General features: G+C 60.1%; 24 protein-coding genes. 10 read left to right on the top strand and 14 right to left on the bottom strand.

Translation table 11 applies throughout. The features are described 5' to 3' along the window. Nucleotides 1-93: 93 nt before the first annotated feature. Entirely contained in the window at nucleotides 94-1,938 is a 1,845-nt protein-coding gene (gene recD, locus BMZ32_RS08395; protein WP_090241282.1) for an exodeoxyribonuclease V subunit alpha, read from the top strand. A gap of 510 nt (nucleotides 1,939-2,448) precedes the next feature. Continuing rightward, the gene (locus tag BMZ32_RS08405) at nucleotides 2,449-3,219 is read left to right on the top strand and encodes a substrate-binding periplasmic protein (protein ID WP_090241285.1); all 771 of its coding nucleotides are present in this window, start codon (nucleotides 2,449-2,451) and stop codon (nucleotides 3,217-3,219) included. A 182-nt stretch (nucleotides 3,220-3,401) separates the two neighbouring features. Here the strand turns inward: BMZ32_RS08405 and BMZ32_RS08410 are convergent, their stop codons facing one another. Further along, on the bottom strand, nucleotides 3,402-3,680 hold the full coding sequence (locus BMZ32_RS08410) for a YheV family putative zinc ribbon protein (RefSeq protein ID WP_090241286.1): 279 nt from the start codon (nucleotides 3,678-3,680) through the stop codon (nucleotides 3,402-3,404). Beyond that, nucleotides 3,677-5,725: an oligopeptidase A gene (gene prlC, locus BMZ32_RS08415; protein WP_090241288.1), complete on the bottom strand. Its 2,049-nt coding sequence runs from the start codon at nucleotides 5,723-5,725 to the stop codon at nucleotides 3,677-3,679. Before prlC ends, BMZ32_RS08410 begins: the two co-directional genes overlap by 4 nt. A 171-nt stretch (nucleotides 5,726-5,896) precedes the next feature. Between prlC and BMZ32_RS08420 the strand changes: the two genes are divergently transcribed. Next, nucleotides 5,897-6,439 carry a gamma carbonic anhydrase family protein gene (locus tag BMZ32_RS08420; protein ID WP_090241290.1) on the top strand — a complete coding sequence of 181 codons (543 nt, stop codon included), beginning with the start codon at nucleotides 5,897-5,899 and terminating at the stop codon, nucleotides 6,437-6,439. Nucleotides 6,440-6,441: 2 nt separating this feature from the next. Then, nucleotides 6,442-7,089, top strand: coding sequence for an HAD family hydrolase (locus tag BMZ32_RS08425; RefSeq protein WP_090241621.1), 648 nt, complete (start codon nucleotides 6,442-6,444; stop codon nucleotides 7,087-7,089). 103 nt (nucleotides 7,090-7,192) lie between these two features. Here the strand turns inward: BMZ32_RS08425 and BMZ32_RS08430 are convergent, their stop codons facing one another. Continuing rightward, entirely contained in the window at nucleotides 7,193-7,423 is a 231-nt protein-coding gene (locus BMZ32_RS08430) for a DUF1161 domain-containing protein (protein WP_090241292.1), read from the bottom strand. 46 nt (nucleotides 7,424-7,469) lie between these two features. After that, the gene (locus BMZ32_RS08435) at nucleotides 7,470-8,540 is read right to left on the bottom strand and encodes an aminopeptidase (RefSeq protein WP_090241294.1); all 1,071 of its coding nucleotides are present in this window, start codon (nucleotides 8,538-8,540) and stop codon (nucleotides 7,470-7,472) included. A gap of 88 nt (nucleotides 8,541-8,628) precedes the next feature. Here BMZ32_RS08435 and BMZ32_RS08440 point away from each other — a divergent pair, with 88 nt between their 5' ends. Next, entirely contained in the window at nucleotides 8,629-9,048 is a 420-nt protein-coding gene (locus tag BMZ32_RS08440; RefSeq protein ID WP_090241295.1) for a PA0061/PA0062 family lipoprotein, read from the top strand. A 143-nt stretch (nucleotides 9,049-9,191) separates the two neighbouring features. Here the strand turns inward: BMZ32_RS08440 and BMZ32_RS08445 are convergent, their stop codons facing one another. The 4 genes from BMZ32_RS08445 to BMZ32_RS08460 all read right to left on the bottom strand — a co-directional run bounded on the left by BMZ32_RS08445 (nucleotide 9,192) and on the right by BMZ32_RS08460 (nucleotide 12,031). Then, complete coding sequence (locus BMZ32_RS08445; RefSeq protein ID WP_090241296.1) at nucleotides 9,192-9,617, bottom strand: OsmC family protein; 426 nt, start codon at nucleotides 9,615-9,617, stop codon at nucleotides 9,192-9,194. Between the two features lie 71 nt (nucleotides 9,618-9,688). After that, complete coding sequence (locus BMZ32_RS08450; RefSeq protein ID WP_090241298.1) at nucleotides 9,689-10,684, bottom strand: LLM class flavin-dependent oxidoreductase; 996 nt, start codon at nucleotides 10,682-10,684, stop codon at nucleotides 9,689-9,691. 174 nt (nucleotides 10,685-10,858) lie between these two features. Continuing rightward, nucleotides 10,859-11,074, bottom strand: coding sequence for a dodecin (locus BMZ32_RS08455; RefSeq protein WP_090241299.1), 216 nt, complete (start codon nucleotides 11,072-11,074; stop codon nucleotides 10,859-10,861). Between the two features lie 69 nt (nucleotides 11,075-11,143). Then, a complete protein-coding gene (locus tag BMZ32_RS08460) occupies nucleotides 11,144-12,031 on the bottom strand; it encodes a LysR family transcriptional regulator (RefSeq protein WP_090241301.1) in 888 nt (295 codons plus the stop codon). A gap of 145 nt (nucleotides 12,032-12,176) precedes the next feature. Between BMZ32_RS08460 and trpB the strand changes: the two genes are divergently transcribed. The 3 genes from trpB to BMZ32_RS08475 all read left to right on the top strand — a co-directional run bounded on the left by trpB (nucleotide 12,177) and on the right by BMZ32_RS08475 (nucleotide 15,080). Further along, nucleotides 12,177-13,388 carry a tryptophan synthase subunit beta gene (gene trpB, locus BMZ32_RS08465; protein WP_090241303.1) on the top strand — a complete coding sequence of 404 codons (1,212 nt, stop codon included), beginning with the start codon at nucleotides 12,177-12,179 and terminating at the stop codon, nucleotides 13,386-13,388. Further along, on the top strand, nucleotides 13,385-14,194 hold the full coding sequence (gene trpA, locus BMZ32_RS08470; RefSeq protein WP_090241304.1) for a tryptophan synthase subunit alpha: 810 nt from the start codon (nucleotides 13,385-13,387) through the stop codon (nucleotides 14,192-14,194). The genes trpB and trpA overlap by 4 nt, the downstream gene beginning before the upstream one ends. A gap of 253 nt (nucleotides 14,195-14,447) precedes the next feature. Then, nucleotides 14,448-15,080 carry a TetR/AcrR family transcriptional regulator gene (locus BMZ32_RS08475; RefSeq protein ID WP_090241306.1) on the top strand — a complete coding sequence of 211 codons (633 nt, stop codon included), beginning with the start codon at nucleotides 14,448-14,450 and terminating at the stop codon, nucleotides 15,078-15,080. A gap of 82 nt (nucleotides 15,081-15,162) precedes the next feature. On the opposite strand, the gene argA is transcribed toward BMZ32_RS08475, so the two are convergent. The 4 genes from argA to BMZ32_RS08495 all read right to left on the bottom strand — a co-directional run bounded on the left by argA (nucleotide 15,163) and on the right by BMZ32_RS08495 (nucleotide 19,791). Next, nucleotides 15,163-16,461, bottom strand: coding sequence for an amino-acid N-acetyltransferase (gene argA / locus BMZ32_RS08480; RefSeq protein WP_090241308.1), 1,299 nt, complete (start codon nucleotides 16,459-16,461; stop codon nucleotides 15,163-15,165). A gap of 99 nt (nucleotides 16,462-16,560) precedes the next feature. After that, a complete protein-coding gene (argE, locus tag BMZ32_RS08485; RefSeq protein WP_090241309.1) occupies nucleotides 16,561-17,742 on the bottom strand; it encodes an acetylornithine deacetylase in 1,182 nt (393 codons plus the stop codon). A 65-nt stretch (nucleotides 17,743-17,807) separates the two neighbouring features. Then, nucleotides 17,808-19,073 carry an inorganic phosphate transporter gene (locus tag BMZ32_RS08490; RefSeq protein ID WP_090241311.1) on the bottom strand — a complete coding sequence of 422 codons (1,266 nt, stop codon included), beginning with the start codon at nucleotides 19,071-19,073 and terminating at the stop codon, nucleotides 17,808-17,810. Between the two features lie 40 nt (nucleotides 19,074-19,113). Next, nucleotides 19,114-19,791 (bottom strand): TIGR00153 family protein, encoded by a 678-nt coding sequence (locus BMZ32_RS08495; protein ID WP_090241313.1) that lies wholly within the window; start codon nucleotides 19,789-19,791, stop codon nucleotides 19,114-19,116. A 112-nt stretch (nucleotides 19,792-19,903) separates the two neighbouring features. On the opposite strand from BMZ32_RS08495, the gene BMZ32_RS08500 reads away from it, so the two are divergent. Then, on the top strand, nucleotides 19,904-21,268 hold the full coding sequence (locus BMZ32_RS08500; RefSeq protein ID WP_090241314.1) for a CYTH domain-containing protein: 1,365 nt from the start codon (nucleotides 19,904-19,906) through the stop codon (nucleotides 21,266-21,268). A 132-nt stretch (nucleotides 21,269-21,400) separates the two neighbouring features. Here the strand turns inward: BMZ32_RS08500 and BMZ32_RS08505 are convergent, their stop codons facing one another. Next, nucleotides 21,401-22,459: an extracellular solute-binding protein gene (locus BMZ32_RS08505; protein WP_090241316.1), complete on the bottom strand. Its 1,059-nt coding sequence runs from the start codon at nucleotides 22,457-22,459 to the stop codon at nucleotides 21,401-21,403. 144 nt (nucleotides 22,460-22,603) lie between these two features. Then, nucleotides 22,604-23,980 (bottom strand): glutamine synthetase family protein, encoded by a 1,377-nt coding sequence (locus BMZ32_RS08510; RefSeq protein WP_090241318.1) that lies wholly within the window; start codon nucleotides 23,978-23,980, stop codon nucleotides 22,604-22,606. Nucleotides 23,981-24,256: 276 nt separating this feature from the next. Between BMZ32_RS08510 and BMZ32_RS08515 the strand changes: the two genes are divergently transcribed. Beyond that, complete coding sequence (locus BMZ32_RS08515) at nucleotides 24,257-25,009, top strand: gamma-glutamyl-gamma-aminobutyrate hydrolase family protein (RefSeq protein WP_090241319.1); 753 nt, start codon at nucleotides 24,257-24,259, stop codon at nucleotides 25,007-25,009.

Here is a 25,009-nt window from a genome sequence, read left to right on the forward strand (position 1 = left end):
AGGGATGGGTTGGGTAGGGTGGATGACGCTGTTTTCATCCACCACGGTTAACGGTGGATGGGTGAAGCGTCATCCACCCTACGGGAGGGCACTATGACGCTTGCTGATCTGCCCCTTGGCCCGTTGGAACGCGCGCTGGTCGATAGCCTGCAGCGCCTCGATCCGGCTGCGTCGCCGGTGGTGTTGGCTTCGGCGGCGCTGCTCTGTATAGCGTTGGACAAAGGCGATGTGTGCCTGCCCCTGGCACGACTGGCTGGGCAGCGGCCTTGGCCTGAGCATGCCTTCAATCTACCGAAGCTGGCGGACTGGCAGGCGCAGTTGCACGCGTCGCCGCTGGTTGGCGCGGATGGCGATTTCACCCCGCTGATTCTTGAGCATGGCCGGCTGTATCTGGCGCGCTATCAGGCCTATGAACGCCACTTGGCAACACAACTGCTGCAACGCGCCGCTGATCTGCCTGAGGTCGACGAGGCCCAGTTGAGTGAAAGCCTGACTCGACTGTTTGCCTTTAACCAGCAACAGCCCGACTGGCAACGCCTGGCCGCCGCGCAAGCGGTGCGGCGCAAGCTGGCGGTGATCTCCGGCGGCCCCGGCACTGGCAAAACCACTACCGTGGTGCGCCTGCTCGCGGCACTGTTGGAGCAGCGGGGCGGCCATCCGTCTGGTTGCGCGAACTTGGCCATCGGCTTGGCCGCACCCACCGGCAAGGCCGCCGCACGCATGGCCGAAGCCATTCGCAATGCCAAGGCCGCACTGCCGGTCAGTGAGGCGATCAAGACGGCCCTGCCGGATGAAGCGCGCACTTTGCACCGCTTGCTTGGCAGCCGTGGCGACAGCCCGCAGGTGCGGCATCACGCGGCCAACCCGCTGGCGCTGGATGTGCTGGTGGTGGACGAAGCCTCGATGGTCGATCTGGCGCTGATGGCCAAACTGCTCGACGCCTTGCCGCCGACGGCGCGGCTGATTCTGCTGGGTGACAAAGACCAACTGTGCGCTGTGGAAGCCGGCGCGGTGTTCGCCGAGTTGTGCGAGGGGCGCGGCTTTGATGCCCAGGCTGCCGCCGACTTGCAACGCATCACCGGTCAGCCGGTACCAGTGTCCGCGCCGGCCTCGCAGCTGGGCGACGCCGTGGTGCTGCTCACCCATAGCCACCGCTTTGCCGGTGATAGCGGCATCGGTGAGTTGGCGCGACGGATTAACGGCGGCGATGTCAGCGGCACTCTCAATTTGCTCAAGGAGGGTCGCAGCGACCTGGCCTGGAACGCCGAGCCAACGCCGGCGGATTTGCTCGATCGCCTTGACCAGGGTTACACCCCTTATATGGCAGCGGCGAAAAGCGCGGATGCCGCTGCTGCGTTCGCTGCCTTCAACAGCTTTCGCACCCTGACGGCTCAGCGCGAAGGCCCGTGGGGCGTGGCGGGCATCAACGAGGCACTGGAAGCGCGGATCAAACGCCGCAGCCAGGTGGCCAGCCGCGAGCGCTGGTACGTCGGCCGGCCGGTGATGGTGCGGCAGAACGACTACGCCCTTGGCCTGTTCAACGGCGATATCGGCATCTGCCTGCACACCGAATACGGCCTGCGCGTGTTCTTCGAGGGCGAGGACGGCTTTCGGCCCTTCGCCCCGGCTCGCCTGCCCAGCCACGACAGCGCCTTCGCCATGACCGTGCACAAAAGCCAGGGCTCGGAGTTCGCCGAAGTGCTGCTGGTGCTGCCCGAGCAACCCAGCCCCTTGCTCAGCCGCAGCCTGTTCTACACCGGCATTACCCGGGCCAAGCAAAAAGTGGAAATATGGGGTCTGCCGGCCCGACTGGGCGAGGCGGTGGGTACCAGAGCAGAGCGGGCTGCGGGTCTGGCTCTGCGCTTAGCTGTAAGCCCTATCGTGACAATGCCAGCACCATCCGCGATCGATGGCTCCAGTCAATTCGCGTTGTTCTGAGGCCTGGGTGAAGTACGTTTTTCTGACAGTCTGGGCACTGGTATTCGTACCGCTGGGTTGGTTTACCAGTGTGGCGATGTGGAAAAATCCTGGCAGTTATCAGGCTTACCTGTTTCTAGCAGGATTCGCTTATGTCGGATTTTGCAGCTTTAGATTGATTCAAGAGGGCTACCGACCCAAGGGCCTGTTTGAGTCGGGCAACGCAGGCTTATGGGTATGCCTGCTGCTGTTACCCCTTTGCATGCTGCCGCTGCACGGGGCATATGAAACCTGGCAACGTGGTGTTTATGTGCCAAGTTCATCAGGACGCCGGACATACCTGAGTAGCTTACTACTGGAAGGGCTGCAGACGTTGGTCGAGCACTGGGGGCCGATAATCGTAATGCTGGTAGTGTGCTTGGCCACTCTAGTGTTTTTGTTGGGAGTGATCAGGCATTACCGGCGCTGACGTTGCTGTCGCCAGTCGTGTGATTCATTTAAGCGTCTACACGGCGCGGAGGTTTAAACATAATGCGCACTCAAACACGGACGTGGTTGTTACTGAGCCTGCTGCTATGCACCAGCGCTTTAGCGGAGCCTTTACGCCTGGTAACCGGTGACAATTACGCCCCTTTTACCGGTAAGGCGTTACCCGCCGGCGGCATGCTCACCCAAGTTGTGCATGCGGCGTTGGCCCAAAGTAATACTGACAGCACGCTGGAATGGGAGCCTTGGAACCGCGGCTACTTGAAGACCTTGCGTGGCGAGTACGACGCTACTTTTCCCTATGTGCTTACGCCTCTGCGAGAGCAGGCGTATCTCTATTCGGCACCCTTGCTGATGGTTGAGCAGCATATATACAGTCGCGCGGTTGATCCCATAGACACAGTTGACCCAGAGCTGCTTCGAGGGCGCACGGTATGTGTGCCGCTGGGTTGGCAGCCGCCAGCTCAGATTCAGGGGTTATTGGAGCAGGGCATATTGAGCCGCCATTCGCCAATTGGCATCAAAGAGTGCGCGCGCCTGGTCTTGATTGGGCGTGATGATTTCTTTGTTGCCGATCGCCGTCTTGGTGATACAGCCCTGCAACTAATTGACGCGAGTGACGGTCAGCTGCGCCGCTCGACTGCAATGATCAGCGCCAGCTCGTTGCACCTGATCGTGCCGAACAGTCACCCGCGTGGCTCAGTAATCATCGCTGAATTTAATGCCGGGCTGGATCGCCTCAAGGTCAGCGGCGCTTATCAGCAGGTCATTGAGGGGTATATACAGTCACGGGCGCTGACACAGAGCACTCCGTAGTCGCGCACATGAGGTTGTTACATTGCCTGTTGAGTGGGCGCGTGGGACCTAATCGCGAGTTTCAGCTTGCAGAGGCTGGTTCGCCTTCCTTGACGTATTTTATCCCGTTGGTTTTTACGGCCAGCCATCCCTGGCAGCCACTCTGCAGGTCGTCGCTGCGTGACGCTAAAAATAGCCGCCAGTTATTTTTTCAGCTTGGGATTGGGGAAAAACTGCACCGTCTGCACCTTGGGGTTAGCAACCTTAGGTTTCAACGCGCTGATATTGACCCGCGTGGGCAGCTCTTTGGGCACTGAGTTGCCGCGCTCATCGAGGGTGTCGGCGTAGCCGCAGGCCACGCATTCGCGGTTGGGTACACCGTCGACATTCCACATTTGGATTTTGTCCATTTCGCTGCACGCCGGGCAGACCGCACCGGCGATAAAGCGTTTTGCACTGATGTTCACCGGTGCGTCGCTCATGCGGCCTCCTGGCTCAGGCCGAGGTGGCGCAGCAGGGCATCAATGCTCGGCTCGCGCCCACGGAAGTCGACAAACAGCACCATCGGCGCCTGCGACCCGCCGCGCGCCAGAATCGCCTCGCGAAACGCTTGCCCAGTAGCACTGTTGAAGACGCCGTCCTCCTCGAATTTGGAGAAGGCATCGGCGGACAATACTTCGGCCCACTTGTAGCTGTAATAGCCGGCCGCGTAACCGCCGGCGAAGATGTGCGCGAAGCTGTTGGGGAAGCGGTTGTAGGCCGGCGGACGCAGCACCGAAACCTCGCTGCGGATGCCCTCTAGTACGTCCAGCACGCTGCGGCCGTCGCCGTGGGTGGCGTGCAGCTCGAAGTCGAACAGGCTGAACTCGATCTGCCGCACCATCATCAAACCGGACTGGAAGTTTTTCGCCGCCAGCATTCTGTCCAGCAAGTCCTGCGGCAGTGGTTCGCCGCTTTCATAATGGCCGGAGATCAGCGCCAGGCCTTCCGGCTCCCAGCACCAGTTCTCCATAAACTGGCTCGGTAGTTCGACCGCATCCCAGGCCACGCCGTTGATGCCCGACGCGCCGGCATGCTCAACGCGGGTCAGCAGGTGGTGCAGGCCGTGGCCGAATTCGTGGAACAGGGTGGTGACCTCATCGTGGGTTAGCAGCGCTGGCTTGCCGCCGACTGCAGGGGTGAAGTTGCACACCAGGTTGGCCACCGGGCTGATCAGCGTGCCATCGGCCGTGCGACGTTTATCGCGGGCACCGTCCATCCAGGCGCCGCCGCGCTTGTTGGCGCGGGCGTAGAGATCGAAGAAGAAACGCCCGACGTGCTGGCCGTTCTCGGTGATTTCAAACAGGCGCACATCCGCGTGCCAGGCGTCGAAACCGGACAGCTCTTTGATCTGGATGCCGTAGAGCTTTTCGACGATGGCAAACAGACCGCTGAGCACTTTGTCGATGGGGAAGTAGGCGCGCAGGATTTCCTGGGAAATGCTGTAGCGCTGCTCACGCAGCTTCTCGCTGTAGTAGCCGACGTCCCAGCTTTGCAGGTCATTACAGCCCTGCTCACTGGCGAAGGCTTGCAACTCGCGCAAATCCTGCTCGGCAAAGGGTTTGCCGCGTAGCCCGAGGTCACGCAGGAAGGTCAATACCTGATCGGTGCTTTCGGCCATTTTGCTGGCCAGGCTTAGCTCGCTGTAGCTGGCAAAACCTAGCAGCTTGGCCAGTTCCTGACGCAGGGCGAGGATTTCCAGCATCACCGGGCCGTTGTCATGCTGTCCGGCGTTCGGCCCTTGGTCGGAGGCGCGGGTGCAGTAAGCGGCATACAGCTCTTCACGCAAGGCACGGTCATCGGCGTAAGTCATCACTGCGAAATAGCTGGGAAATTCCAGGCTGATCAGCCAACCGTCCAGCTCTTTGGCGGCAGCGGCTTGCTGCATCTGCGTCTTGGCCGAGTCGGTGAGGCCAGCCAGCACCGCCTCGTCCGTGACGTGCTTGGTCCAGGCCTGAGTTGCATCGAGCAATTGGTTGGAGAAGGTGCTGCCCAGCTCGGAGAGCTTCATCTGGATCTCGCCGTAGCGCTTCTGCTGCTCGGCCGGCAGGTCAATACCGGACAGGCGGAAGTCGCGCAGAGCGTGCTCGAGAATGGTTGTCTGCGCCACATCAAAACCGGCGGCAGCGGGGCTGCTGGCAAGCTTTTCGTAGGCTTGGAAGAGCGGTTGGTTCTGGCCGATCTCAGTCCAGTACTCAGACAATTTGGGCAGGCAGGCCTCGTAAGCGGTGCGTAACTCAGCGCTGTTGCACACGGCGTTCAGGTGGCTGACCGGGCTCCAGGCTTGGCCCAGGCGCGCGCCTAGCTCATCCACGGTCAGCACCAGTCCGTCCCAGCTGGGTGTGCCAGACTGTTGTTCAAGCAGTCGGGTCATGGCTGCACGGCTGTCGGCCAAAATACTGTCCACCGCTGGCTCAACATGCTCAGGGCGAATGGCGGAGTAGGGCGGTAGATCAAAGGCTTGCAGCAGCGGATTATTGGCAGTCACGACAGGTCACCTGTAACGGAGTGGGGTTGCAGCTGTGACCCCGGCGGGCGCAAAAGGCTCCCAGGGTGGGCTTGAGTGGATACCGGCCGTTGATATAACAGCGCGTATACCCTGAACATGGGTGCCATCTTAATTACAATCAAGGTCAGACGCAGCTTAAGAGGTTCTATCGTGGCAATTCGAACTTACCAGCAGTTCACTCCCCTGCTTGGCTCGCGGGCGTTTGTCGATGCATCGGCCGTGGTGCTCGGCGATGTGGAAATTGGTGCGGACAGCTCGATCTGGCCGCTGGTGGTGATCCGGGGCGACATGCACAGCATCCGCATCGGTGAGCGCACCAGTATCCAGGACGGTAGCGTGCTGCACATTACCCACGCCGGCCCGTTCAACCCGCGCGGCTACCCGCTGACTATCGGCGACGATGTCACCATCGCCCATAACGTCACCTTGCATGGTTGCAACATTGGCAATCGCGTATTAATTGGCATGGGCAGCATCGTCATGGACGGCGCGGTGATTGATGAGGAAGTGATGCTCGGCGCCGGCAGCCTGGTGCCGCCCGGCAGCCACTTGGAAAGCGGTTATCTGTACCTCGGCAGCCCGGCGAAAAAAGCCCGCGAGCTGAGTGAGAAAGAGCGCAGCTACTTCCGCTACAGCGCCGATAACTACGTGCGGTTGAAGGACCAGCACCTGATGGAAGGCTACGGCAGCTGATGATGCACTACACCAATATTCTGTTTGACCTTGACGGCACCCTCACCGATCCGCGTGAGGGCATTACCCGTTCGGTGCAGCATGCGCTGGCCAAGCTGGGTGTCGATGAGCCTGATCTGCAAGCGCTTGAGCACTTTATCGGGCCGCCGCTGTTGCAGTGTTTTATGCACAGCTACAACTTCGACGAGGCTACGGCCTGGCAGGCGGTGAATCATTACCGCGAGCGTTTTCGTGAAGTGGGCTTGTATGAGAATCAGCTGTTCGACGGCGTTGGCGAGTTGTTGCAGCTGCTGCAGAACCAGCAGCGCACGTTGTTTATTGCCACCAGCAAGCCGACGGTATTTGCCGAGCAGATTGCTAAGCACTTTGGTTTCGCGAAGCACTTCAAGGTGATCTACGGCAGCGAGCTGGACGGCACGCGCACGGATAAAGTTGAGCTGATCGCCCATCTGCTGGAGCAGGAACAGTTACCGCGCGACGCCACGCTGATGATCGGTGATCGCAAGCACGACCTGATCGGCGCGCAGCGTAATGGCTTGCATGCGGCGGCGGTGGGCTATGGTTTTGGCAGTGCTGCAGAGTTGCAGGCCGAGGCGCCGACTTATCACTTCAACAGCCTGGCCGAGCTGCACCAAGCATTTGTGGGCTGATACGTAGGGTGGGTCGGGCCGCGCAGGTGGAGCGTAGCGATACCCATGCGGTGCTGACGATGGGTTACGTCGCTGCGCGGCTAACCCATCCTACGGCCGAGGGTTAGCCATTTTTCTGATAGATGATTTTTTGGGTGCCGCCGTCGCAGCTGCCGACCACCATGCTGGGGTCTTGGGCGTCTTCGTTGGGCACGATTTCCAAGGTGTAGCTGGCCACGCCGGCGGCCTGGATTTTTACTTCAATCTCCGCGCGTAACTCTTCGCAGTCTTTAGGTGCAGCCAGCAGGCTGCTGCTGAGCAGGCCAAGCAGTATGGCCAGGGTGACTTTGTTCATTGCATTGCTCCTTTTGCGCGAACACGGTTTACAGCTCTTGGACTGACTATTGGCTAGGCAAGTTCTGCGCATCTGCAGATAGTTCGGCTAGGGCCTTATGCCGCTGGGCTGGCGGCAGCTTACCCAGCACCGCAACGCGCTGATAGAAGTGTGGCCAGTCGTGGCCGGCTTGTGCAAAGAGTGCCGCGAAGGCCGGCACCCACCGATCATAAAGACCGAAAGGCAACAGCTTGGCGTTGTTCAGTGGTGCATTGATCCAGTTGTCGTAGAAGCCTGCACCGTTCCACTTCCGCTCCTGCAGCGTGCGGTATTCGGCGCGCAGGCGGGCGAACTCCGCCTGTTTGCCGATGCGCATCTGCGCCGGCGCTAAGTTACTGTCGTAGAGCAGCTGCAAGCGCGCCCGGCTAGCCAATACCAGGGCGACGAATTGCTCGCGTTGCGCATTGCCTAGCGCGTCGTTGGGCGACAGGCCGTGCGCGGTGAGCCATTGGCGCAGGCCTTCGCGCTCGACAAAGCTGGCGAAGGATTCATTGAATGCGGTGTCGTCGGCCACATACAACTGTTGGTGCGCCAGTTCGTGGAAGATCACCGCCACCAGGCGTTCATCACTCCAGCGCAACATGCTGTTGAGAATAGGGTCATCGAACCAGCCCAGGGTGGAGTAGGCCTCAACGCCGCCCAGGTAGGTATCCAGCCCCTCCTGCTTCAGCAGTGCCGCCGCCCCGCGCGCGCGGCTCTGGCTGTAGTAGCCGCGATAGGCCACGCAGCCGGCGATAGGGAAACAGTGCAGCTTAGGCGCGAGAGAAAATTCCTCGGTGGCAAACACATTCCATACCACGTAGGGCCGCTGGATATCGGCATACAGGCGATAGCTCTGGTTGTCTGGCAGACCCAGGTGCGCGCTGGCAAAGTCGCGGGCTCGTTGCGCCAGTGCCAGGCGCTGCTTGAGTCCAGGGTCGACCGTCGGCCTATTCAGCAGCTCAGCAATGGGCTCGCGGGCCTTTAACAGTTGCAGTTGTCCGCGGGCCAGGTGGCTGTAGTAATCCAGGCTGCTGCAACCGCTCAGCAGCGCCGCGGCTACTAGCGGAACCCAGCGCCAGCGTAGAGCGTCGAACATTACGAATTACCCATTAAATGACCGGCTGCCACGCTACCAGCGCAGGATCGGCGTAGGCTAGCGAACAGTGCAACTGTGGAGGTCTGCCATGCGTTATCTAGGCCTATTGAGTGGTGTGCTGGTGCTTAGTGCCTGCGCCTCGCCCGTACCATCACCTGACCCTAACCAAGCCTGGGTTGAGCTGCGCAGTCATGCTGGCACCCTACTAATGGCCGATCGTCTCGATGGTCAGCGGCTGAACGATGGTCGCTACTTTCAGGTGCCGGACGGTGCCCATGAGTTGCAGGCGCGTTTTCAGTTTGAGGTGAGCAGCGGTGGTGGCCTGGATGGTCTCTCTGAGCCGCGGCAGGTGACCTGCGAAATCCGTGTGCGGCATGACAACTTCGTCGCCGGGCAGCGCTACCGGCTAGAGGCCAGGCCCATGCAGATGAAGGCCCAGGCCTGGCTCTATGATGCGCAGCGCAATGTGCTGGCGCGCGGCAAAGTGCTGCGCTGCGGTACGTTCTGAGGAACGATCTACTGCGCGTCGGCTCTGCGGTGTTAAAAACAGGCTCGGAATGCTCATGTACACCAGTACACTCCGCTTCCTTGCCTGTTTTTGCCTTGCAGGGCTCTAGCTCGCTATATCGTTAGCAGGTTCTAGATTAGCGATCAGCTATCGAGTACCGCTTCCAGGGTGATCGTGGCGTTCAGTACTTTGGATACGGGGCAGCCATTCTTTGCGGTTTCAACAGCTTTCTCGAAGGCCGCGCGGTCGGCTCCGGGGATTTTCGCGTGCAAAGACAGGTGCACGGCGGTGATAGCAAAGCCGCCATCCTGTTTGTCGAGGGTGACCTCGGCGCGGGTGTCGATGCTCTCGGCAGTCATTCCGGCGTCGCCCAGCTCCTTGGACAGGGCCATGGAAAAGCAGCCCGCGTGGGCCGCACCGAGCAGCTCTTCGGGGTTGCAACCGGGCTGGTCTTCGAAGCGCGTATTAAAGCCATAAGGCACCTTGTTCAGCGCGCCGCTTTGGGTCGAAATCGTACCTTTGCCATCCTTGATGCCACCTTGCCAGTGGGCTGATGCTGTCTTCTTCATCGGGCTTCTCCTGTGCGTGGGGTTACAGGGTTGAGAGCAAGCTTGGGCGGTATAAGTTCGATAAATAAGTCTTAGCGTAATTGCGCGACCAACTCGAAGGCATGCAGGCGGTCGGCGAAGTCATACAGGTCACAGGTAAAAATCAGCTCATCGGCGCCGGTCTGTTCCAGCAACACCTCCAAGCGCGCGCGAACTTTCTCCGGGCCGCCGATCATCGCCAGGCCCAGGAAACTGCTCACTGCCTCTTCCTCATGCGGTAGCCACAATCCTTGCATGCTGCTAACCGGCGGTTTCTGCACGAGGCTCTGGCCGCGAATCAGCGCCAGAATGCGCTGATAAGCCGAGGTGGCCAGGTATTCGGCCTGTTCATCCGTGTCGGCCGCAATCAGCGGCACGCCGAGCATCACGTAAGGTTTGTCGAGTACCGCAGAGGGTTTGAAATGGTTGCGGTAGACGCGAATTGCTTCATGCATATAGCGCGGTGCGAAGTGCGAGGCGAAGGCATAGGGCAGGCCTTTTTCACCCGCCAATTGGGCGCTGAACAGGCTGGAGCCGAGTAGCCAGATTGGCACATTAGTGCCCGTGCCAGGCATGGCGATCACTTGTTGATTCGCTGTGCGCGGCCCCAAGTAGCGTTGCAGTTCTTCAACATCGGCGGGGAAGTCATCAGCACTGCCAATGCGGTCGCGGCGCAGGGCTTGCGCGGTAAAGTGATCCGCCCCCGGGGCGCGGCCCAGGCCCAGCTCAATGCGGCCCGGATAGAGGGTAGCCAGAGTGCCGAACTGCTCGGCAATCACCAGCGGGGCATGGTTGGGCAGCATTACACCGCCTGAACCCAGGCGAATGCTTGTGGTGCCAGCGGCCAGATAGCCCAGCAGTACCGAGGTGGCCGAGCTGGCAATACCATCCATGTTGTGGTGTTCGGCCACCCAGAAGCGCTCAAACCCCAGACGTTCGACATGCTGCGCCAGTGCCAGGGAGTTGTGCAGGGCCTGGGCGGCGTTGCCGTCGTCACGAATCGGGACAAGATCAAGGGTGGAGAATTTGCTCTGTGCGAGTGCGCTCATCGGGTTGCCTGTGGGTTATCCGTTTGCACGGCGCAGCAGTGCGCCAATACCTTAGTTAGATAGTGGGGTTTGTTCTGCGGATTCCAAGGGCTGGGGGCATTTGTCGAGCGTGAGATACCTATGTGGTGTTGTGCCTGGCCACTGGCTTGCAGTGACCAAGCGGCTCTAAGCTGACTAGCTGTTGCTCATGCGAAAGCCGATTTTCAGGGTGACCTGATAGTGGCCTACCTTGCCGTCGACGATATGCCCGCGGGTCTCTACGACCTCAAACCAATCCATATTGCGCACTGATTTGGCGCACTCGGCCAGGGCATTCTCAATGGCATCTTCGATGCTGGTTTTCGAGGAGCCGACGATTTCGATTTTCTTGTAGGTGTGATGATCGGACATGGGTGCTCTCCTTCTAGTGGTTGCTTGAACGCTAGCTGAGGTACCGGCGGTCTGCCTATTAATGATGGGTCAGCGGTCGAGTTCGCAGCGCAACCACTCGGCCAAACGTTGAGCGCGCTTGTCCAGGCGACGTGCCGGTACCCACAACGCCAAACGCGCTGCGGTTTCAACAAAGCCCCAAGGCGCTACCAGTCGACCAGCGGTAAGGTCATCGGCGACCAGTTGCTGCGGCGCAATCGCCACACCCAAGCCAGCGGCGGCCGCTTCCAACAGGTAGTAAAGGTGTTCGAAGCCCTGGCCGAGTTTCAGTGTCGAGGCGTCCAACGCATTGCTGCCTGCCCAGCTGGGCCAGGCTTGCGGGCGTGAGCTGGTGTGCAGCAGGGGTTCGCTCAGCAGGGCTGCGGCGGGAGCCTGATGCAGTGCGGCGAAGTGCGCATAACGTGGGCTAAGCACCGGGCCGATGCGTTCGGCAGCCAGCTCGAAGACCTGCATATCCGCTGGCCAGGGCGGCTCGGCGAACCACAGCGTGGCGTCCACACCGCTGCGCCGCGGGTCCAGTTCACCTTCGCTGGCGGACAACTGCAGGCGCAGTTCCGGTAACTCGCGGTTGAGACGGTCCAGGCGCGGAATAAACCAGCGTGCCAGCAGGCTGCCCGGACAAGCCAGGACAAAGGGCGCATCGGCCTGGCCCTGCTGCAGCTCGGCGCAGGTGCTGCGCAGGCGGTTGAACACATCACCGCTGACATCGCGCAGGCGAATCCCTGAATCTGTGAGTTTAAGGCCACGACCATCCTTGCTGAACAGGGCTACACCGAGGTGCTCTTCCAGGACGCGAACCTGGCGGCTGACCGCGCCATGCGTGACATGCAGTTCATCGGCGGCCAGGCTGATGCTGTTCAGCCGGGCGGCGGCCTCGAAGGCGCGCAGGGCGTTGAGCGGTGGAAGCTGTTGGTTCATCTGTGAGTTTTCCTGACATGTTGCGGCAATCTTATCGCTTTTGTCACACGCGCCACAGCTTTATCCTGTGTGCATTGCAGTAGAAGCAGGGTCATCGAGTTGCCATGCTGACGCCCTACCGCGCCACTTTCTAAAGGAGAACGCCATGACTTCCTTCCGCGCTGGTCCTGATGCCAACGGCCTGTTTGGCTCGTTCGGCGGCCAATATGTCGCCGAAACCCTGATGCCGCTGATCCACGACCTAGCGGCTGAATACGAGAAGGCCAAGCTCGACCCTGAATTCGAGAAGGAGCTGGCTTACTTTCAGCGTGATTTTGTCGGCCGTCCAAGCCCACTGTACTTCGCAGAACGCCTGACCGAGATGTGCGGCGGCGCGAAGATTTACTTCAAGCGTGAAGAGCTCAACCACACTGGCGCGCACAAGATTAACAACTGCATCGGCCAGGTGCTGCTGGCTAAGCGCATGGGCAAGAAACGCATCATCGCCGAGACCGGCGCGGGCATGCACGGCGTGGCCACCGCCACCGTGGCGGCGCGCTTCGGCATGGAGTGCGTGATCTTCATGGGCAGCACGGACATTCATCGCCAGCATGCCAACGTGCTGCGCATGAAGCTGATGGGCGCCACCGTGATACCGGTTACTGCGGGCACCGGCACGCTCAAGGATGCGATGAACGAGGCCCTGCGCGACTGGGTAACTAACGTCGACAACACCTTCTACATGATCGGCACCGTAGCCGGCCCGCACCCATATCCCGCCATGGTGCGCGATTTCCAGTCCGTTATCGGTAAAGAAACCCGAGATCAGATGCTCGCTCAAGAAGGCCGCCTGCCCGACAGTTTGATTGCCTGCATCGGCGGTGGCTCGAATGCCATCGGCCTGTACCACCCGTTCCTCGATGACAAAGATGTGCAGATCATCGGTGTGGAAGCGGCTGGCTACGGTATTGAAACTGGCAAGCATGCCGCCAGCTTGAACGGTGGCGTACCGGGCGTACTGCACGGTAACCGTACTTTCCTGCTGCAAGACCATGACGGTCAGATCATCGACGCCCATTCGATTTCCGCCGGCCTGGATTATCCCGGCATCGGCCCAGAGCACGCCTGGTTGCATGAAGTCGGTCGCGTTGAGTACACCTCGGTCACCGACGAAGAAGCCATGGCGGCGTTCCACATCTGCTGCCGCCAGGAAGGCATCATTCCGGCGCTCGAAACCGCCCACGCCCTGGCCGAAGTGTTCAAGCGTGCGCCAAACCTGCCCAAGGATCACCTGATGGTGGTCAACCTGTCAGGTCGCGGCGACAAGGATATGCAAACCATCGTGCACCACATGGAACAACAGGAGAAGCATGCATGAGCCGCCTGCAGAGCCGCTTTGCCGAACTGAAAGAGCAAAATCGCGCCGCCTTGGTGACCTTTGTTACCGCCGGCGACCCGAACTATGACGCTTCCCTGGCCATCCTTAAGGGCCTGCCTGCGGCCGGTGCCGATGTGATTGAGCTGGGTATGCCTTTCACAGATCCAATGGCCGATGGTCCTGCGATCCAGCTAGCGAACATCCGTGCCCTCGAAGGCAAGCAGGATTTGGCAAAAACCCTGCAAATGGTTCGCGAGTTCCGTGAAGGCGAGCAGGTGACGCCGCTGGTGTTGATGGGCTACTTCAATCCGATTCACAAATATGGCGTCGACAAGTTTATCGCTGAAGCCAAAGAGGCTGGTGTTGACGGTTTTATCGTGGTCGACCTGCCGCCTGAGCATAACGTTGACCTGTGCGATCCGGCTCAAGCGGCGGGTATCGACTTTATCCGCCTGACTACCCCGACTACTGATGACAAGCGCCTACCGACCGTGCTCAACGGCAGTTCTGGCTTCGTCTATTACGTCTCGGTGGCCGGTGTAACCGGTGCCGGCTCGGCCACGCTGGAGCACGTCGAGCAAGCCGTGACCCGTCTGCGCCGGCACACCGACCTGCCCCTGTGCATTGGTTTCGGCATTCGTACGCCGGAGCATGCGGCCACCATCGCCCGTCTGGCCGAAGGCGTAGTCGTCGGCTCGGCGCTGATCGATCAGATCGCTAATGCCACTAGCAGCGAGCAGGCAGTGGAGGGTGTGCTGAGTCTGTGTGCGGCGCTTGCTGAAGGTGTGCGCGGCGCTCGCGTTTGACTCCTCGGATCTGCTGCGCGTCGGCGATACTGCGTTAAAAATGGCTTCGGCAAGCCGCTTGCGGCTAGCGCGCTTTAGCGCGACCCGGAGGGCGAGTGAAGCGAGTAATGCTCATGTACAACTCGTAAACTCCGCTTCCTTGGTCATTTTTGCCTTGTGTCGCCCTAGCTCGCGAGATCCGAAACCGGTGAGAAACTTGCGAGCGGGCCGCTGCTTAGCGTCCAATAGCGCACCCTTGCTTTAGAGTCTCGTCATGTCACGTCTGCCTGTTGCCCGCAAACCCCGCGCCAGTAGCCAGAGCCGAATCGCCGGCATCCTGGCTGCTGCGCGTGAGTTACTGGCCGAGCATGGCGTTGCCAGTCTGTCGATCTACAGCGTGGCCGAGCGCGCGCAGATTCCGCCATCTTCGGTGTATCACTTTTTCGCCAGCGTGCCGGCGTTGCTTGAAGCGCTGACGGCAGATATTCACGCGGCGTTTCGTGCCTGCCTGCAGGAACCGGTAGAGCATGCCAGCCTGCGCGACTGGCGTGATCTTTCGCGGTTGGTCGAGCAGCGCATGTTGGCGATCTACGCGGCCGATGCCGCTGCGCGCCAGCTGATTCTGGCGCAGCACGGCCTGGCTGAAGTGACCCAGGCCGATCGCCAGCACGACATCGAGCTGGGCCAGGCCATGCGGGTGTTGTTCGACCGCCACTTCCCCTTGCCGCAGCTGCCGGAGGATGTGGACGTGTTCGCCCTGGCCATGGAACTGGGCGACCGCGTTTATGCCCGCTCAGTGCAATTGCATGGGGCAATCACCCCACGTATGGCCGAGGAAGGCATGCGGGTATTCGATGCCTATCTCGGTTTGTACCTGCCGACCCATTTGCCGAAGCGTAACTTGTAGGAGTGGCTGGCCGGCATTCCGGCTTGCCCGAGATGGCTTAAACCGCTGATCGCGGGCAAGCCTGCTCCTACATCTATTGGTTTCAGAGTGCTTTTTCAAACACCTGTGAGTTGCGCTGGTAGTTGTACAGCGAGGCGCGTGCGGCGGGCAGGCGGTCGACGCTGCTGAGCTCGAAACCGCGCTCGCGGAACCAGTGGGCGGTGCGGGTAGTGAGCACGAACAGGGTTTTCAGGCCCTGAGCACGGGCGCGTTCCTCGATACGTTCAAGCAATTCGTCGCCGCGACCACCATGGCGGTAAGCCGGGTTGACCGCGAGGCAGGCCAGCTCGCCAAAATCCGAGTCGGCAATCTGGTACAGCGCGGCGCAGGCGATGATTAGCCCTTCACGCTCGACGATGCTGAATTGCTCTATCTCGCGCTCCAGCACCTCGCGTGAGCGGCGCACCAGCACGCCCTGGTCTTCCAGTGGGGTAATCAGTTCCATCAGCCCGCCGACATCCTCGATGCTCGCTTCACGCAGTGACTCGAACTGCTCTTGGGCCACCAGGGTACCGTTGCCGGTACGGGTGAACAGCTCGCTGAGCAGGGCGCCGTCCTCGGTATAACTGACGATGTGGCTGCGCCGTACCCCGGCCTTGCAGGCCTCAGCAGCGGCGTCGAGCAACTCCGCCTGGTAGCTGTTGCCTAGGCGCTGCAAATGCGCGGGTACCTGTTGTGGACGCAGTTCGCGTACTAACTTTCCGGCGTCGTCGAGCAGGCCGGACTCGGCGCCGAACAGCAGCAGCTTGTCGGCATCCAGGTCGATGGCGGCGCGCGTGGCAACGTCTTCGCAGGCCAGGTTGAAGATCTCGCCGGTGGGCGAATAACCCAGCGGCGAGAGCAGTACGATGCTGCGCTCATCCAGCTGGCGGTTGATGCCCTTGCGGTCGATGCGCCGCACTTCGCCGGTGTGGTGGTAGTCGACGCCATCGACCACGCCAATCGGCCGCGCGGTGACGAAGTTGCCGCTGGTCACGCGCATACGTGAGCCTTGCATGGGCGAGCGCGCCATGTCCATCGACAGGCGCGCCTCGATGGCGATGCGCAGTTGGCCGACGGCATCAATCACGCACTCCAGGGTCGGCCCGTCGGTGATCCGCAGGTTGTGCTGATAGCGCGGGGTTAGGCCGCGCTCGCCCAGGCGCATCTCGATCTGCGGGCGTGAGCCGTGCACCAGTACCAGACGCACGCCGAGGCTGTGCAGCAGCACCAGGTCGTGAACGATATTGCCGAAATTCGGGTGGGCAACCCCTTCGCCCGGCAACATCACCACAAAGGTGCAGTCGCGGTGGGCATTGATATAGGGCGAAGCATGGCGGAGCCAGTTGACGTGGTCGTGCATTACGTGAAAAGCCTGTGTCGAGTATGAAACGCATGGATTGGCGCGCGTGCGCCAGACGAGGCAGCCGAGAGCGCTTTTATCGTCGCAGTTGGGGCAGCTTCACGCGTTCTCTCCTGCAGGTGGCACAGTCGGTTGGTTGGGTTGCAGGCAGTAATGATTGATCAGTCCGCGCAGTATTTCGACGGTCGGCTGCAAGCGTGATGTGTCCAGGTATTCGCCCGGCTGGTGAGCACAGTCGATATCGCCTGGGCCGAGTACCAGGGTCTCGCAGCCAAGTTGCTGAAGATAAGGCGCTTCGGTGGCAAATGCCACTGAGGCGGCGATGTGCCCGGTCAGGCGTTCGGCGACACGCACCAGTTCGGCATCGGCGTTTTGCTCAAACGGAGGCACGCTGGGGAAGAGGGGTGCGTAGTCGATTTTCACCTGGTGTTGCTCGGCCAGCGGTTGCAGTTTCAGGCGGATCGCCGCGCGTAAAGCTTCCGGCTGCATGCCGGGCAGGGGGCGCAGGTCGAACTCCAGTGCGCATTGGCCACAGATGCGGTTGGGGTTATCGCCGCCATGGATGCAGCCGAAATTCAGGGTTGGCTGCGGCATGCTGAATTGTGGGTTGTTGAACTCGCGCTGCCACTGGCTACGCAAGTTACGCAGCTCCAACATGACGTCCTGCATGGCCTCCAGGGCGCTGTGGCCCAGGCTCGGATCAGAGGAGTGGCCGCTTTGCCCGAGAATATCGATGCGCTCCATCATGATGCCTTTGTGCAAGCGAATTGGTTTCAGCCCGGTCGGCTCACCAATCACCGCTGCGCGCCCCAGCGGCCGTCCGGCTGCGGCCAGGGCGCGAGCGCCAGACATCGAACTTTCTTCATCGCAGGTGGCGAGAATCAGCAGCGGCTGCTTAAAGGGCTGGGCGAGTAGCGGTTGCACGGCTTCGATGATCAGCGCAAAGAACCCCTTCATGTCACAACTGCCGAGGCCCACCCAGCGGCCATCGACTTCAGTGAGCTTGAGCGGGTCGGTCTGCCACAGCGCCTCATCAAAAGGCACGGTATCGCTGTGTCCGGCTAGCACCAGGCCGCCTGGGCCGCTGCCATAGCTGGCGAGCAGGTTGAATTTGCCGGGGGCAACGTGCTGCACGTCGCAGGTGAATCCGAGGTCGCCGAGCCAGCTCGAGAGCAGGTCGATGACGGGGCGGTTGGACTGATCCCAATGCGCCTGAGTGCAGCTCACCGACGGGGCGGCAATCAGGGCAGCGAATTGGTCTTTGAGGGAAGGCAGGGGCATGGGCTATCTCCGCAAGCGAAGCCCATCATAGGGCCAACGCTTGCAGAGATAAAACCGTGAGGTGCTTAGAGGAAGATGCCGCGCAGGATAAAGAAGAAGAAAATCGACAGCGCAGCGCCCACCGGCAGGGTGATCAGCCAGGAGATAAAGATTTTGCCGATCACGCCCAGGTTCAATGCGCCAATGCCGCGCGCCAGGCCCACACCCAGTACCGCGCCCACCAGCGTGTGAGTGGTAGAGACCGGCAAGCCCATGGCCGACGCGCCGACCACGGTGGTGGCGGTGGCCAGCTCGGCCGCAAAGCCGCGGCTAGGGGTCAGCTCGGTGATTTCCTTACCGATGGTGGCGATCACCTTGTAGCCGTAGGTGGCCAAGCCGATGACGATGCCCACCGCGCCGAGGAGCAACACCCAGCCTGGTACGGCGGATTTGGTCCCAATGACGGCTTCACCGCCGGACTGGATCACCCCGACAATCGCTGCCAATGGGCCGACTGCGTTGGCCACGTCATTGGAGCCGTGGGCGAAGGCCATGGCGCAGGCGGTGAAAATCATCAGGACGGCAAAGACCTTCTCCACGCTGGCGTAGTGAAAGTCTTTGTCGGCTTCGACGTCGATTTTGATCCGACTCAGCAGGGCGATGCCCAGCAGCATAACCACGCCGCCTACGCCCATGGAGAGGAGAAAGCCTTCACTGGTGGAGAGGTTCAAACCTATGTGCTTGAGGCCTTTGGTCAGGGTCATGATGCTGACCATAAAGCCGGTTATGAACATGTACAGCGGCACGAAGCGCTTGGCATTAAGGAAGGGGTTGTCGGTGTCGATGATCAGCTTTTGCACGCTGACGAACAGCCAGAAAGCGACAAATCCGGAGAGCAGCGGCGACACCACCCAGCTGGCCACGATCGGGCCTACACCGGCCCAGTTGACCGCGTCCATGGACACGCCAACGGCCGCAAAGCCGATCACCGCGCCGACGATGGAGTGCGTCGTCGAGACCGGCCAGCCGCGCGTCGACGCTACCAGCAGCCAGGTGCCGGCTGCCAAGAGTGCCGACATCATGCCCAATACCATGAGGTCCGGGGTGATCATCGTTGCATCAACAATGCCGTTTTTGATGGTGTCGGTGACCTCGCCGCCGGCCAGATAGGCGCCGGCAAATTCAAAGACCATGGCGATCAGGATCGCCTGTTTGATGGTCAGTGCGCGCGAGCCCACCGAGGTGCCCATGGCGTTGGCCACGTCATTGGCACCCACACCCCAGGCCATGAAAAAGCCGAAGAGGCAGGCAAGCAGCAGCAATACGAGGCCGTAGTCCGCAATCAGAGACATAAATAATTAATCCGTAGATTCCAGAAAGGACACTGGCGCATTAGCGCGCCAGCAGTTGTTCCAGTCGGTTGCCGACACGTTCGGCACGGTCGGCTACGTCGCCGATCCATTCGATGATCTTGTAGAGGAACATCACATCGACCGCAGGAAGATCCTTTTCCAGTTTGAACAGCGTACGCCGCACTTCGATTTGCATCTTGTCGGTGTCGCGTTCGATTTGTTCCAGTTCCATGACCATGGATTCGACCAGCACCGCTTCGCGGCCACCAAAGCCGGTTTCCAGCAACTCGTCGAGCTCGTTCATGGCCTTCAGCGCCTGGGCGCTGGCATCCACGGTGCGTTGTACAAACGCGCGCATCAGCTGTTGCAGCGGCTGCGGAATGGTCATTTGCCGACCGAGCATAAGGCCGGCGATGTCCTTGGCGCGGTTGGCAACTTTGTCCTGTACACTCAACAGTTCAAGCAGGTCCGAGCGCGGCACGGGCAGGAACAGGCTCTTGGGCAGGTGCAAGCGCACGCTTTTCTTGAGCTTGTCGGCCTCACCTTCGAGGCTGGCCATTTCCTGTTGTACCTGTTCGACCTTAGCCCAGTCTTCGACCATTACGGCTTCGAAAAAAGGCACTAGGTTCGCTGCGCACTCATGAGCTTTGGCAAAGTGCTTTTGCATCGGCCCAATGGGTGAGCGGCCAAACAGGCTCGCAAATGGATTGACTGGCATAGGGTGAACCCTGGCGTTAAGAAGGCGGCAAGTATACGGATCAGTCCGCAGGCTCGCCAGCGCAGGTAATCGGACTGAAACAATTTCATAGTAGGCGTTGACTCCCATCATCATGAACAAAGAAACCGAAATTAAACTGCGGGTTAGCCGTGCAACCCTGGCCGCCCTGCGTGATCACCCGTTGCTAAAGAAGCGCAACAAGAGTGGTTGGGAGCAGCGCGAACTGTTCAATCAGTACTTCGATACGCCGGCGCGCGATCTGGCGGCGGCCAAGGTGGCGCTGCGCGTGCGCCGTGACGGTGAGCAATTTATCCAGACCCTGAAAACCCGCGGGCAAAGCGTCGCCGGCTTGTCTGAGCGCAACGAGTGGGACTGGAACCTGGCCAAAGCCAAGCTGGATCTGAAAAAACTCGATGACAGCTGCTGGCCCGCGGCCCTGGCTGAATTGGACAAGAAGCAGCTGGCGCCGATCTTCACCACCGACTTTATCCGCGAGAAGGCGGAAATCGCCTGGGGTCGTGGTAAGGCCAAGGTGGTGATCGAGGCCGCCCTAGATCTGGGCAAAGTGATTGCCGGGGAAGGCGAGGAAGAAATCTGCGAGCTGGAGCTGGAGCTGCGCCAGGGCGACCCTGATGCGTTGTTAGAGTTGGCCGCCGAGTTGGCAGCGGATCTAGCACTGATGCCGTGTGACATCAGTAAGGCCGAGCGCGGTTATCGTTTGTTCGACGCCAACAGTTACAGCCTGAATCTGCCTGCGCCTGCGGTGAGCGCTGAAACCAGCCTGGATGACAGCGTTGTCGCGCTGGCCTGGCACTTGCTGGGCAGTAGCCAGCGCTTGGCTGAGCAGTACCGTTTCAATGGCCATTGGCGTTTGTTGGTCGAGTGGTTGGAGCAACTGGTCGGTTTGCGTGCTCTGCTCGGCAGTCTCGGCCAGGCCGCACCACGTGCGAGCAGTCATGCCCTGCGTGAATTGCTCGATGCGTTGCTGCTGGAGTGGCGGCCGCGACTGTTGGCCGGTCAGCTGGATGAGCAGGTGCGTAAAAATGCCCCGATGCAGTTCGCTGCTGAGCTCGAGGCCACCCGCTGGGGCCTGTTCTCCCTGACCACCTCGCGCTGGTTGCTGGCGCGCAGCTGGACCTTAGAGCGCAATAACCGTGGCAACCGTCAGGGTGCCGCGCCGCTGGGTAACTGGTTACCGACCTTGATTACTGACGAGGGCGCTGCCCTGCAGCTGCGTCGTTACCAGCAGCAGCCGGAAGACTTGGCCGAGCAGTTGCCACGCATCGAGCGCTTGCTGGTCTGGTTGCACCTGGCGCGTGAGGTATTGGAGGTGCCAGAAGTTGACCGGCTGTACGGTGAGCTGAACAAACTGGTCGAGTTGGCCAATCAGGCCATTGATCCGGAGGTACTGGCGGCGCGCAAGGCGCAGCTATTGACCATCGGTTCGCTAAAGGCCTGGCGCCAGCTGGTTAAGTAAGTACTTGGCGACTGATGTGCCAGCGGGCGCATCAGTCGTACAGCGGGTGCTTTGGCGGTGTGTTCTAAGCTGTTTTGCGGCTAACGATGGATGCCGCCCAGCACCTCTCTCCGTCGATAACCCGTCGTATCCTCAACTGTCCTCACGGAAGCGCGCCCACACCGCGTCGATGGTCGCCCTGTGCTTTTCTGGCGGCGCTTCCAAGGCGTGCAGGCGGCGTTTGGTGTCGCGGTCCGGGTATAAACCGGGTTGGTTTCGCAGTGCCTCGTCGAGAAACTCCCGGGAGTCGGCATTGCCGCTGGGGTAGAGGGTTTCTGCGGTGATTAGCGCGGCGACCTTGGGCTGCATCAGGTAGTTGATAAAGCGGTGGGCCAAATCGGGGCGTTTGGCGCTGCTTGGAATGACCAGGCTATCGATAAACAGAATCGAGCCTTCTTCCGGCACCACAAAACGTACCGGCTGCCCCGCGTCGGCGGCTGCCAGCGCATCGCCGACCCATGCCATGGCCACACACAGCCTGCCCTGATTAAGGTCGTCGATATAACGCTCGCTGTCGATATAGCGCAAGTTGGGGCGCAAGCCGTCGAGCACTTTGCTGGAACGCTCGACTCGACTCGGTGCGCTGCGCGTGAGGCTGCGACCTTGGTAGTTGAGTAGCAGTGTCAGGGTCTCGTCGGCGGCATCCAGTACGCTGATGCCACAACTGGCCAGGCGTGAACTCTGCTCGGCATTGAACAACAGGCTCCAGCTGTCTGGAAGCGGGCCGCCAAACGCGGCTTCGGCTTGCGGCGTGTTAATTGCCAGGCCTACCGCACCCCAGAGATAAGGCAGCGCATGGCGGTTGCCCGCATCGAGGGCAACCAAGGTGCTGAGCAGCTGCTTGTCGAGGTGCTTGCGGTTAGGCAGCAGCTTGAAGTCCAGTGGTTGCAGGAGGCCGCTCTTGATCATCGCCGGTAAGGCGCTGTGCGTGGGTACGGCGACATCAATGGCCTCACCGCTGGCCAATTTATCGGCCAGTTCTGAGTCGGTGCTGAAGGTGTGGTATTCCACGCGAATGCCCGTCTCGGCTTCGAAGTCCTTGAGCACCTGCGGGGCAATGTAGTCATTCCAGTTGTAGACGCGAATCACCTCTTCGGCACTGGCCAGCAGCGGCGTCAGGGTAAGCAGCAGTAGGACAAGTAGGCGAGGCATGGTGATCTCCCGAAAGGTTGGAGTCGCGTCAGTAGGAATTCGCGGCGCAACTTGCCCGTCATCGCGCCTGGGAGCGAATAGGGGCAGGTGACGCTATGTACGGAATAAAAAACGCCGGCTCGAAGGCCGGCGTTGGGTGTTGCATCAAACGGTGTGTAAGTACCAGTTGTACTCGAGATCAGAGATTGAGTTCTCGAACTCAGCCAACTCGCTTTCCTTACAGGCGACGAAGATATCGATGTATTTCGGGTCGATATAGCGCGCCAGGATTTCACTGTCATCCAACTCACGCAGGGCATCACGCAGGTTGTTCGGCAGGCTCTGCTCGTTTTGCTCGTAGGAGTTGCCTTCTATAGGCGCGCCCGGCTCGATCTTGTTAGTCAGGCCGTGGTGCACACCGGCCAAAACGGCGGATAGCAACAGGTAAGGGTTGGCGTCTGCGCCCGCTACACGGTGCTCGATGCGCACGGCATCGGCCGAGTCATTGGGTACACGCAAGGCGACGGTGCGGTTGTCGATACCCCAGCTCGGCGAGTTTGGCACGTAGTACTGTGCACCGAAACGACGGTAGGAATTGACGTTAGGGCAGAGGAAGGCCATCGATGCCGGCATGGTTTCCAGTACGCCGCCAATGGCATGGCGCAAGGCATCGTTTTGCTCAGGGTCTTCGCACGAGAAGATGTTGTTGCCATCTTTGTCGAGAATCGAGATGTGCACATGCAGACCGTTGCCCGCTTGGTTCGGGTACGGCTTGGCCATGAAGGTAGTGTCCATTTCATGGTCGTACGCGATGTTTTTAACCAAACGCTTAAGCAGTAGCGCGTAGTCACAGGCCTTGATCGGGTCGGCGACGTGGTGAAGGTTCACTTCGAACTGCGCCGGTGCACTTTCCTTGACGATGGCATCAGCAGGAATGCCCTGCTCTTTGGCACCTTCAAGAATGTCCTGCAGGCACTCGGCGTACTCGTCGAGGTCGTCGATCAGGTACACCTGCGTCGAATGTGGGCGCTTACCTGATAGCGGCGAAAGTGGCGGCTGTGGACGGCCGTTCACGTTAGCCTGGTCAATCAGGTAGAACTCCAGCTCGAAGGCAGCACAGATGGTAAGGCCTAGTTCGTCGAACTTCTCAACCACCTGACGCAACACTTCCCGCGGGTCGGCAAAAAACGGCTGGCCTTCCAGTTCGTGCATGGTCATTAACAGTTGCGCGGTCGGGCGCTTCTGCCAAGGCTCATAGCACAGGGTGTTGGGGATGGGATAACAGATACGATCGGCGTCGCCGATATCCAGGCCCAAGCCGGTGCTTTCCACCGTCGAACCGTTGATATCCAGTGCGAATAGAGATGCCGGGAGATTGATGCCGCGCTCGTAAACCTTGTGCAGGCTCGCGCGCTCGATACGCTTGCCGCGCACCACACCATTCATATCTGCAATTAGAAGGTCGACGAACAAGACCTCAGGGTGTTTCTTAAGGAACGCGTTCGCTTCGTTAAGCTGAACGACACGCGGGGGTACAGACATGATGCAACACCTTTTATGTTAAAAATATCAATCATGCAATTGCACAGGTGTGAGTCAATCTTAAACACCTGATGCTGTCAAGAGAGGCATGTTTTGCCCCTAATTGGGGCGTTATGACCATTTTCAGGGCGTTACAGGGCAGTTAAGTCCTGGTGAGGCCCTTGTATTTCGGGGTGCTCAGTCGGGTGTGTTCAATTTTTTACATGACTGTTGTGAAAAAAAATGAACAACGCTAAGCTCGGTTAAAACCTATAACAGCAATAAAATGGGTGTCTCATGTCGCGCCAGCCGATAATCGGCGTTAGTGCCTGTACCAAGCAGATCGGGCACAACCTCTATCACACAGCCGGTGATAAATACCTACAAGCTATTGTTCAGGTTGCCGGTGGTATGCCGGTCATTATCCCTGCGCTGGGTGAACAGCTTGATCAGGCTTACCTGCTGCAGCAACTGGATGGGTTGGTATTCACCGGCTCGCCTTCCAACGTTGAGCCCCACCATTATGCAGGCGACGTCAGCGAAGCTGGCACTGCCCATGATCCGGCGCGCGACAATACGACACTTCCGCTGATTAAAGCAGCAATTGCCGCCGGTATCCCGGTGCTAGGCATTTGCCGTGGCTTTCAAGAGATGAATGTGGCCTTCGGCGGGACATTGCATCAGCGCGTGCACGAGGTCGACGGGTTGATGGATCATCGTGAACCCGCTGATCTGCCCGCAGAACATCAATATGGCCTGCGTCACGCGCTGCATGTGCAGCCTGGCGGGCTGCTCGCCAGCATCGGCTTGCCGGACGAGATTCAAGTCAATTCCATTCATGGCCAGGGCGTTCAGCGTCTGGCGCCGGGCCTTCACGTAGAAGCACTGGCGCCTGACGGGTTGATCGAAGCCTTCTCCGTCGAAGGTGCCAAAAGCTTTGCCTTGGGGGTGCAATGGCACCCTGAGTGGCAGGTACGATCCAACCCGAATTATCTCGCCATCTTCCAGGCCTTTGGTGAGGCTTGCAGGAAGATGATGAGGCAACGCTGA

The organism is Pseudomonas guineae (genome assembly GCF_900113745.1).
GTDB classification, from domain to species: Bacteria; Pseudomonadota; Gammaproteobacteria; order Pseudomonadales; family Pseudomonadaceae; genus Aquipseudomonas; species Aquipseudomonas guineae.

Bases quoted from the DNA above. Each gene is read 5' to 3' on its own strand.
- BMZ32_RS08450 (WP_090241298.1), bottom strand. From the start codon at position 10,684: ATGAGCGCACTCGCACAGAGCAAATTCTCCACCCTTGATCTTGTCCCG.
- recD (WP_090241282.1), top strand. From the start codon at position 94: ATGACGCTTGCTGATCTGCCCCTTGGCCCGTTGGAACGCGCGCTGGTC.
- BMZ32_RS08445 (WP_090241296.1), bottom strand. From the start codon at position 9,617: ATGAAGAAGACAGCATCAGCCCACTGGCAAGGTGGCATCAAGGATGGC.
- BMZ32_RS08490 (WP_090241311.1), bottom strand. From the start codon at position 19,073: ATGTCTCTGATTGCGGACTACGGCCTCGTATTGCTGCTGCTTGCCTGC.
- BMZ32_RS08435 (WP_090241294.1), bottom strand. From the start codon at position 8,540: ATGTTCGACGCTCTACGCTGGCGCTGGGTTCCGCTAGTAGCCGCGGCG.
- trpA (WP_090241304.1), top strand. From the start codon at position 13,385: ATGAGCCGCCTGCAGAGCCGCTTTGCCGAACTGAAAGAGCAAAATCGC.
- argE (WP_090241309.1), bottom strand. From the start codon at position 17,742: ATGCCCCTGCCTTCCCTCAAAGACCAATTCGCTGCCCTGATTGCCGCC.
- BMZ32_RS08440 (WP_090241295.1), top strand. From the start codon at position 8,629: ATGCGTTATCTAGGCCTATTGAGTGGTGTGCTGGTGCTTAGTGCCTGC.
- BMZ32_RS08515 (WP_090241319.1), top strand. From the start codon at position 24,257: ATGTCGCGCCAGCCGATAATCGGCGTTAGTGCCTGTACCAAGCAGATC.
- trpB (WP_090241303.1), top strand. From the start codon at position 12,177: ATGACTTCCTTCCGCGCTGGTCCTGATGCCAACGGCCTGTTTGGCTCG.
- BMZ32_RS08410 (WP_090241286.1), bottom strand. From the start codon at position 3,680: ATGAGCGACGCACCGGTGAACATCAGTGCAAAACGCTTTATCGCCGGT.
- BMZ32_RS08500 (WP_090241314.1), top strand. From the start codon at position 19,904: ATGAACAAAGAAACCGAAATTAAACTGCGGGTTAGCCGTGCAACCCTG.
- BMZ32_RS08455 (WP_090241299.1), bottom strand. From the start codon at position 11,074: ATGTCCGATCATCACACCTACAAGAAAATCGAAATCGTCGGCTCCTCG.
- BMZ32_RS08430 (WP_090241292.1), bottom strand. From the start codon at position 7,423: ATGAACAAAGTCACCCTGGCCATACTGCTTGGCCTGCTCAGCAGCAGC.
- BMZ32_RS08405 (WP_090241285.1), top strand. From the start codon at position 2,449: ATGCGCACTCAAACACGGACGTGGTTGTTACTGAGCCTGCTGCTATGC.
- BMZ32_RS08510 (WP_090241318.1), bottom strand. From the start codon at position 23,980: ATGTCTGTACCCCCGCGTGTCGTTCAGCTTAACGAAGCGAACGCGTTC.
- BMZ32_RS08425 (WP_090241621.1), top strand. From the start codon at position 6,442: ATGCACTACACCAATATTCTGTTTGACCTTGACGGCACCCTCACCGAT.
- argA (WP_090241308.1), bottom strand. From the start codon at position 16,461: ATGCACGACCACGTCAACTGGCTCCGCCATGCTTCGCCCTATATCAAT.
- BMZ32_RS08505 (WP_090241316.1), bottom strand. From the start codon at position 22,459: ATGCCTCGCCTACTTGTCCTACTGCTGCTTACCCTGACGCCGCTGCTG.
- BMZ32_RS08495 (WP_090241313.1), bottom strand. From the start codon at position 19,791: ATGCCAGTCAATCCATTTGCGAGCCTGTTTGGCCGCTCACCCATTGGG.
- BMZ32_RS08460 (WP_090241301.1), bottom strand. From the start codon at position 12,031: ATGAACCAACAGCTTCCACCGCTCAACGCCCTGCGCGCCTTCGAGGCC.
- BMZ32_RS08475 (WP_090241306.1), top strand. From the start codon at position 14,448: ATGTCACGTCTGCCTGTTGCCCGCAAACCCCGCGCCAGTAGCCAGAGC.